The sequence below is a fragment of the Pseudarthrobacter sp. C1 genome, assembly GCF_034720455.1.
Taxonomy (GTDB): Bacteria; Actinomycetota; Actinomycetes; order Actinomycetales; family Micrococcaceae; genus Arthrobacter.
The window spans coordinates 1-8,041 of the sequence record NZ_JAYESK010000009.1 but is presented as its reverse complement, the minus strand read 5'-3'; the positions used below and the strand labels follow the sequence as shown (position 1 = coordinate 8,041).

The 8,041-nt window shown below is 64.9% G+C and carries 5 protein-coding genes and 1 pseudogene; 3 read left to right on the top strand and 3 right to left on the bottom strand.

The window, feature by feature from the left end:
• Nucleotides 1-39 precede the first annotated feature (39 nt).
• Both U7114_RS14915 and U7114_RS14910 read right to left on the bottom strand, forming a co-directional pair.
• Nucleotides 40-1,293: an aminopeptidase P family protein gene (locus tag U7114_RS14915; protein ID WP_157239841.1), complete on the bottom strand. Its 1,254-nt coding sequence runs from the start codon at nucleotides 1,291-1,293 to the stop codon at nucleotides 40-42.
• Between the two features lie 60 nt (nucleotides 1,294-1,353).
• Nucleotides 1,354-2,724 carry an MFS transporter gene (locus U7114_RS14910; RefSeq protein WP_323057804.1) on the bottom strand — a complete coding sequence of 457 codons (1,371 nt, stop codon included), beginning with the start codon at nucleotides 2,722-2,724 and terminating at the stop codon, nucleotides 1,354-1,356.
• A gap of 484 nt (nucleotides 2,725-3,208) precedes the next feature.
• Here U7114_RS14910 and U7114_RS14905 point away from each other — a divergent pair, with 484 nt between their 5' ends.
• The 3 genes from U7114_RS14905 to U7114_RS14895 all read left to right on the top strand — a co-directional run bounded on the left by U7114_RS14905 (nucleotide 3,209) and on the right by U7114_RS14895 (nucleotide 7,421).
• Nucleotides 3,209-4,309, top strand: coding sequence for an S-(hydroxymethyl)mycothiol dehydrogenase (locus tag U7114_RS14905; RefSeq protein ID WP_157239844.1), 1,101 nt, complete (start codon nucleotides 3,209-3,211; stop codon nucleotides 4,307-4,309).
• Nucleotides 4,309-4,929: an MBL fold metallo-hydrolase gene (locus tag U7114_RS14900; RefSeq protein ID WP_323057803.1), complete on the top strand. Its 621-nt coding sequence runs from the start codon at nucleotides 4,309-4,311 to the stop codon at nucleotides 4,927-4,929. Before U7114_RS14905 ends, U7114_RS14900 begins: the two co-directional genes overlap by 1 nt.
• Nucleotides 4,930-5,066: 137 nt before the next feature.
• On the top strand, nucleotides 5,067-7,421 hold the full coding sequence (locus U7114_RS14895; protein WP_323057802.1) for an FdhF/YdeP family oxidoreductase: 2,355 nt from the start codon (nucleotides 5,067-5,069) through the stop codon (nucleotides 7,419-7,421).
• Nucleotides 7,422-7,547: 126 nt separating this feature from the next.
• Here the strand turns inward: U7114_RS14895 and U7114_RS14890 are convergent.
• Nucleotides 7,548-8,041 (bottom strand): annotated as a pseudogene (locus U7114_RS14890) (HNH endonuclease signature motif containing protein); the annotation flags it as partial.

Here is an 8,041-nt window from a genome sequence, read left to right as displayed (position 1 = left end):
ACGGGGGTGCCCCCGCTTCCGGGTTTCGTTCCTGGAAGGCTAGGCGCCGATGATGTTGTACTCGGGGCCGAACGGGAACTTGGTGATGTTCTCCGCGCCGTCCTCGCCCACCACCAGGATGTCGTGCTCGCGGTAGCCGCCGGCGCCCGGCTGGCCGTCAAGGACGGTGATCATCGGCTCCATGGAGACCACCATGCCGGGCTCCAGGACGGTGTCGATATCCTCGCGGAGCTCCAGCCCGGCTTCCCGGCCGTAGTAGTGGCTGAGGACGCCGAAGGAATGTCCGTAGCCGAAGGTGCGGTTGGCCAGGAGTCCATACCCGACGTAGATCTCATTGAGTTCCGCTGCGATGTCCTTGCAGACCGCGCCGGGCTTGATCAGTTCGAGGCCTCGCTTGTGGACTTCCACGTTGATGTTCCACAGCTCCAGGGACCGGGCGTCCGGCTCGCCGTAGAACAGGGTGCGCTCCAGGGCGGTGTAGTAGCCGGAGGTCATGGGGAAGCAGTTCAGGGACAGGATGTCGTGTTCCTGGATCTTGCGGGTGGTGGCCCAGTTGTGGGCGCCGTCGGTGTTGATGCCGGACTGGAACCAGACCCAGGTATCACGGATTTCCGAGTCGGGGAAGGTCCGGGCGATCTCGTGGACCATGGCCTCCGTACCGATCAGCGCGACCTCGTACTCGGTGATCCCGGCGGTGATGGCGTTGCGGATGGCTTCGCCGCCCAGGTCGCCGATCCGGGCACCGTGCTTGATGACTTCGATTTCCTCGGCGGACTTGATCATGCGCTGGCGCATGGCGGCCTGGGCCACGTCCACCAGGGTTGCGGACGGGAAGGCTGCCTGGATCTTGTTCCGGTTGTCCAGCGGGAGCGAGTCATCCTCGACGCCGAGGCGGCGGGGGTTGATGCCGCGGGTCCGCAGGACTTCCTGGATGGCGAAGATGTAGTTGTCCCGGCGCCAGTCCGTGTAGACGATGTTGTCGCCGTAGCTGCGGCGCCAAGGCATGCCGGCGTCGATATTGGCGGTAACGGTGACGGTGTCATCCTTGGTGACCACCATGCCGTAGGAACGGCCGAAGGTGGTGAACAGGAAGTCCGAGTAGTACTTGATGGAGTGGTAGCTGGTGAGGACGACGGCGTCCAGTTCCTTCTCTGCCATGATCCGCCGGAGGCCCGCGAGCCGGCGTTCGAACTCGGCGTCGGAGAACGTGAGGCTGACCTTCTCGCCGTTCTTGAGGATCTTGGTGCGCTCGAGTTCGGCGACGGTGGTGGCGTTCTCGGTGGTGATGGTCATCGTGGCGATGCCTTTCTCTGGTGCATTTTCGATGTGCAGGTGGTTCGGTAGGGACGGAAGTTATTCGTGCCGCAGCGGCTCTTTGCAGGTTTCCCTGGAGAGTGCCACGGCGATGAGCGAAACGACGGCGGCAGCGACGAGGTACCAGGCCGGCGCCAGGTCGTTTGCGGTTGCGGCGATGAGGAGCGTCGCCATGAACGGGGCGGTGCCGCCGAAGAGGGCGTTGGAGAGATTGAAGCTGACGGCAAAGCCGCTGTAGCGGACCCGGGTGGGGAACATTTCAGCCAGGAAGCTGGGGAGCGTGCCGTCGTTGAGGGTGAGCATGGCGCCCAGCAGGATCTGGACCAGGACGATCACCAGGAAGTTGCCGGTCCCGAGCAGTGCGAACGCAGGAACTGTCAGGACGATGAAGGCGACTGATGCGGTGATCAGTACCTTCTTGCGCCCGTACCGGTCCGAGAGCATGCCGGTGAGGAAGATGAAGCCGATGTAGGTGACCAGCGCGATGGTCGTGGCAAGGAATGATTCGGTCTCGCCCAGGCCCAGTTCCGAGGACAGGTAGGTGGGCATGTAGCTGAGGATCACGTAGAAGCCGACGGCGTTGAGCAGGACGGCCCCGACGGCCTGGAGCAGTTGCCGCCAGTGGTTGCGGAAGAGGCTGGAGACGGGCGCCTTGGCAGCGTGGTCCTGGGCCTCCAGATCGCGGAACACCGGGGTGTCTTCGAGCTTTGTCCGGATGTACCGGCCGATCAGGCCCATCGGGGCGGCCAGGAGGAACGGCAGCCGCCAGCCCCAGCTCTGCATCGCGTCGGCAGCGAGCAGCGTGGTCAGCAGCCCGGCGATCAGTGAACCGAGCAGGAGGCCGGCTGCGGTGCTGGCGGGAACAACCGCGGCATACAGGCCCCGCTTGTTGGCGGGGGCGTACTCCACCAGGAACGCCGATGCTCCCGCGTACTCGCCCGAGGCAGAGAAGCCCTGGATCACCCTGATGACCAGGAGCAGGATGGGAGCCCAGATTCCGATCGTGCCGTATCCGGGAATCAGCGCGATGCAGAAAGTTGCTCCGGACATTATCAGGATCGACAGCGAGAGGGCTGTCCGCCGGCCAACCTTGTCGCCAATGTGGCCCCAGACGAAGCCGCCGAGCGGCCGCACCAGGAATGAAATGGCAAACAGGGCGAAGGTCAGCAGGAGCCCGGTCTGCGGGTCGGATTCCGGGAAGAAGACTGATGCGATAGTGACGGCCAGGTAGCCGTAGACCGCGTAGTCGAACCATTCGACGAAGTTGCCGATGAAGCTGGCCGCAATGACGCGGCGGCGCGTTTCCTTGCTGACGGCATTGTCAGCAGGCGTGGAGTTGCTGGACGGGGTTCCATTCGACTCCGGGCCAGCTTCCCGCTCACGGGCGGGGGAAGAAGTTTCGTTACTCATGTATCCACCAAAGTGTTTGTGGTTGCATTCAGCGCAACGCTGTTGCACCAGAATAGGCGTGACGGCGGCCACAGTCAATGGTTTTTGCAAAGGGCAATTTCTTTGCACGCTCGATTGGTGCGGAAGGCTGCTAAGGTCCGGGTCTTGAGGCTGACTTCCAGGAGCACGTTGCTGCACATGCAATACGGTTGCAGCGAAGGGTGCGTGCTTGCCTATGCTGGCGTGAAGCGCGCGGCGCGTGGCAGCCAGGCCGTGCTGTTGACACCCCACAAGGCGACTGACATATTTCGTGTAAGCGCTATACGCATCGCGTTGTGTAATACGCAATTGATTCGGGAGATGCCGGGAGGATCGAGCGGCGCCAACCACCCCTTTGGGGGCTCCCGCCCACCCCTTTGGGTAGCCGTCCGGAGGTGCCGCAGCTCCTAGAATTGATAGTCGGGCCGGGAACTTTCGTCCGGCCAACGAAAGGAACACAGGAAACATGGTTCACAAAGTCAAGGCCGTCATTGCCAAGGAAAAGAACGCTCCGGTGTCAGTAGAGACCATCCTGGTTCCGGATCCGGGACCGGGTGAGGCGCTCGTTGACATCCTGACCTGCGGCGTCTGCCATACGGACCTGCACTACAAGCAGGGCGCCATCAACGATGACTTCCCCTTCCTCCTGGGCCATGAAGCCACGGGTGTTGTGTCCGCCGTGGGTGACGGTGTCACATCCATCGCCCCCGGTGACCGGGTGATCCTGAACTGGCGCGCCGTTTGCGGCGAATGCCGTGCCTGTGCCAAGGGCCAGCCGCAGTACTGCTTCAACACGGCCAACGCCACCCAGAAAATGACGCTCGAGGACGGCACCGAGCTCTCCCCTGCCCTGGGCATCGGCGCCTTCGCCGAGAAGACCCTCGTTGCCGCGGGACAGTGCACCAAGGTGGACCCCGAGGTTGATGCTGCCGCCGTGGGGCTGCTGGGGTGCGGAGTGATGGCAGGCATCGGCGCCGCCATCAACACCGGCGAGGTAAAGCGGGGCGAGTCCGTAGCGGTGATCGGCTGCGGCGGCGTGGGCATCGCCGCGATCGCCGGCGCCAAGCTGGCGGGCGCTACCACGATCATCGCCGTGGACATTGACGCGAACAAGGTGGACATGGCCAAGTCGCTGGGCGCCACGCACGGCATCGACTCCAGCAAGGAGGACCCCATCGAGGCCATCCGCGCCCTCACGGGAGGCAACGGAGCCGACGTGGTGATTGACGCCGTCGGCCGTCCCGAAACCTACAAGCAGGCGTTCTACGCCCGCGACCTCGCCGGCCGCGTGGTGCTGGTGGGCGTCCCGACGCCGGACATGAAGCTGGAACTGCCGCTGCTGGACGTCTTTGGCCGGGGCGGATCGCTGAAGTCCTCCTGGTACGGCGACTGCCTTCCCTCCCGCGACTTCCCGATGCTCGTCTCCCACTACAAGCAGGGCAACCTGGACCTGGACGCCTTCGTTTCCGAGCGCATCAGCATCGACCAGGTGGAGGAAGCGTTCGAGAAAATGCACGAAGGCAAGGTCCTCCGCTCCGTCGTCGAACTGCCGGTGGCAGGTTCCTGATGGGCGTCCGGATCGAGAACCTGGTCACCTCGGGCACGTTTTCGCTCGACGGCGGCACCTGGGACGTCGACAACAACGTCTGGATCGTGGGCAACGACGAAGAATGCATGATCATCGATTCCCCGCATGACGCGTCCGCGATCATCAACCAGGTCCGGGGCCGGAAGGTCCTTGCCATCCTGCAGACCCATGCCCACAACGACCACATCGGCGCCGCCCGCGAGGTCGCCGACGCCGTCGACGCCCCGATCTACCTCAACCCCGACGACCTGGTCCTTTGGGAACAGGTGTACCCGGACACGAAGCCGGACCGGGAACTGAGCGACGGCGACCTCTTCCAGGTGGGCGGGGCAACCCTCCGGGCGATCCACACCCCCGGGCACTCCCCCGGCTCCACCTGCTTCTACCTGGAGAGCGAAGGGACCGTCTTCACCGGCGACACGCTGTTCAACGGCGGCCCCGGCGCCACCGGGCGGTCCTACAGCGACTACCCCACCATCCTGGCCTCCATCCGCGAACGGCTGCTCACCCTCCCGCCGGAGACGGTGGTCCGCACCGGACACGGCGACAACACCACCATCGCGGCGGAGCAGGAAACCCTGGCGGGGATCGCGCAGTAGCCGTCGAAATCAACTAAGGTGCCAACAGGCGCGCCGGGAAAGCCTGGCGCGCCTTCATGGCGCCACGAGCACCTGCAGTCAGCAAGCACGAGCACGGCAGCAAGAGCAGGACGAATGCCGGCAAGGAAGTTGGGACAATGAAGTTCGGGAAACAGCCCGCCCCCGTCGCGGACATCAATGAGGACGACCTGGAGGTCCGCAAACCCAAGGTTGAGGCGGCGGGAGTCAAAGCCGTGATGGTGGCGCTGGAGCGCGCCGTGGCCCAGGCCGGGGTCGCGCGTACGGCACACTCCCTGCTGCGGCTTAACCAGCGCGGCGGTTTCGACTGCCCCGGTTGTGCGTGGCCCGAATCGGACAAGAAGCGCAAGGCGGCCGAGTTCTGCGAGAACGGTGCCAAGGCCGTGGCCGAGGAAAACACCCTCCGCACAGTTGGTGCCGAGTTCTGGGCAAAGCACTCCATCGCCGAGCTCTCCACCAAGACTGAATACTGGCTGGGCAACCAGGGCCGGCTGAGTGAGCCGATGGTGATCCGCGCCGGCGAGACCCACTACTCGCCGATCTCATGGGCCGAAGCATTCGAGCTGATCGGAGAACACGTCCGGGCTTCAACTCCGGACCGCTGCGTCTTCTACACCTCCGGGCGCACCGCGAACGAGACCGCGTTCATGTACCAGCTCTACGCCCGGGCCATCGGCACGAACAACCTGCCGGACTGCTCCAACATGTGCCACGAGTCCTCCGGGTCCGCACTGAACCCGACCATCGGGATCGGCAAGGGCACCGTTTCGTTGGACGACATCCACGATTCCGAGCTGATCTTCGTCGTTGGGCAGAATCCCGGAACCAACCATCCCCGCATGCTGTCCGCGCTGAAGGAATGCAAGGACAAGGGCGGCAAGGTAGTGGCTGTCAATCCGCTGCCCGAGGCCGGCCTGTTCAACTTCAAGGATCCGCAGACCGTCTCCGGCGTGGTGGGCGGCGGCACGCCCCTGGCCGATGAGTACCTGCAGATCAAGGTGGGCGGCGACCTCGCCCTCTTCCAGGCGCTCGGCCACCTGCTCCTGGCAGAGGAAGAACGCAACCCGGGGACCGTCGTCGACCATTCCTTTGTGGAGGCGCAGACGGACGGGTTCGACGCCTACCGCCAGGCCCGCCGGGAGCTGGACTGGGCGGAGACCGAGAAGGCCACCGGCCTGTCCCGCCAACAGATCGAAACCGTGGCCGGAATGCTCATCAAGTCCAAGGCCACCATCTTTTGCTGGGCCCTGGGCGTGACGCAGCAGCCGCACTCGGTGGACACCATCAAGGAAATGGTCAACGTCCTGCTCCTCCAGGGCAACTTCGGCAAGCCCGGCGCCGGCGCCTGCCCCGTCCGCGGGCACTCCAACGTCCAGGGCGACAGGACCATGGGCATCTGGGAGAAACCCAAGGAATGGCTCCTGCAAGCGCTGGATACGGAGTTCGGGATCACGTCTCCGCGGCACCATGGCTATGACGCCGTCGAAGCCATGGAAGCCTTTGAACGCGACGAGGTGGACGTGTTTGTGTCCATGGGCGGCAACTTTTCGCTGGCCTGCTCGGACACCGAAACGCTGGAAGCCGGGATGCAGCGGATTGGCCTCACCGTGCACATCTCCACCAAGCCCAACCGCTCCCACATCGTCCACGGCCGCACCTCGCTGATCCTGCCGACGCTGGGCCGCACGGACAAGGACGACAAGCACCCGAACGGCGCCCAGTTCCTGTCCGTGGAGGACTCCATGTCCGTGGTCCACTCCACCCAGGGCAGGCTCCAGCCTGTCTCAGAGCACCTGCTCTCCGAGCCGGTCATCGTGGCCCGCATGGCCGAAGCAACCTTCGGCCCGGACCATTCGGTGGATTGGAAGGCCATGGCCGAGGACTACGACGTGATCCGCGACCACATTGCCCGCGTCCTGCCCGGCTTCGAGGACTTCAACACCCGCATCCGGACCAAGAACGGGTTCGTGCTGCCCAACCCGCCGCGCGACACCCGATCCTTCAAGACCGACATTGGCCGCGGCCGGTTCACCGTCAGCCCGCTCGAATACCTCACCCCGCCGGACGGGCACCTTGTGCTCCAGACCATCCGCAGCCACGACCAGTACAACACCACCTACTACGGCCTGGACGACCGCTACCGCGGCATCTCGGGCGGCCGCCGCGTCATTCTGGTGCATCCCGAGGACCTGGTGGAACTGGGCTTCAAGGACCGGGACCTGGTGGACGTGGTCAGCACCTTCCGCGGCCACGACCGCAAGGCGGACAAGTTCCGCCTGGTGGCCTACCCCACCGCCAAGGGCTGCGCCGCCGCGTACTTCCCCGAAGCCAACGCCCTGGTCCACAAGGAAAACGTTGCCCGCGTCTCCAACACCCCCGGGTTCAAGGCCATGTTCGTCCGCTTCGTCCCGCATGTGGCTGAAGAGGCCGGGCAGGTTTCGTCAGAGGAGCTGGAGCCTGCCGCAGCGGTGTAGTTCCGCGGCTGCGTTTACAGGCATTGACGACGACGGCGATATTCGGCACGTGCCGGATGTCGCCGTCGCTTTTCTGTCCGGGCGGGTTGGTCCGGCTTTGAAGATTCAGCCACCATCCGTATCCCTTCAGGCGGGCGGGGCGTGCAGGAGCCGCTCCAGGGCCTCTTCTCCCGGGGAGAGGCCGGTATAGGCGAAGTCCGGCGGCCCGCCGGCCACGGACCCTGCCCCGCCTGAGACGGACCTTACTTGGTGGGGCCAGTGGGGTGGTTCCCAGTCCTGGTGTTCGCTTGTGTAGTGCCTGCCAGTGGGTGAGGTCCAGCCGGGTGGTGCGGTTTTGGTGGCGGGGGTGGGTTTCCAGCCGCTGGTGTGGCGGAGTTTGTGGTGTTTCGGGCAGGGCTGGCCGAGGTTCGAGACTCCTGTGGTGCCGCCGTTGTGCCAGGCGAGGAGGTGGTCGGCTTCGTTGTCGAGGGAGTGGTTGCTGCAGCCGGGGAAGGGGCATTTGCCGTCCCGCAGCCTGAGCCAGTTCCGCATGGCTTTGGTGACCCGGTAGCTGGTGCGGCCGATTTCCAGCGGCGCCCCGTCCCGCGGGTCCACGAGGACGCGGTGGAACGAATCCGCCC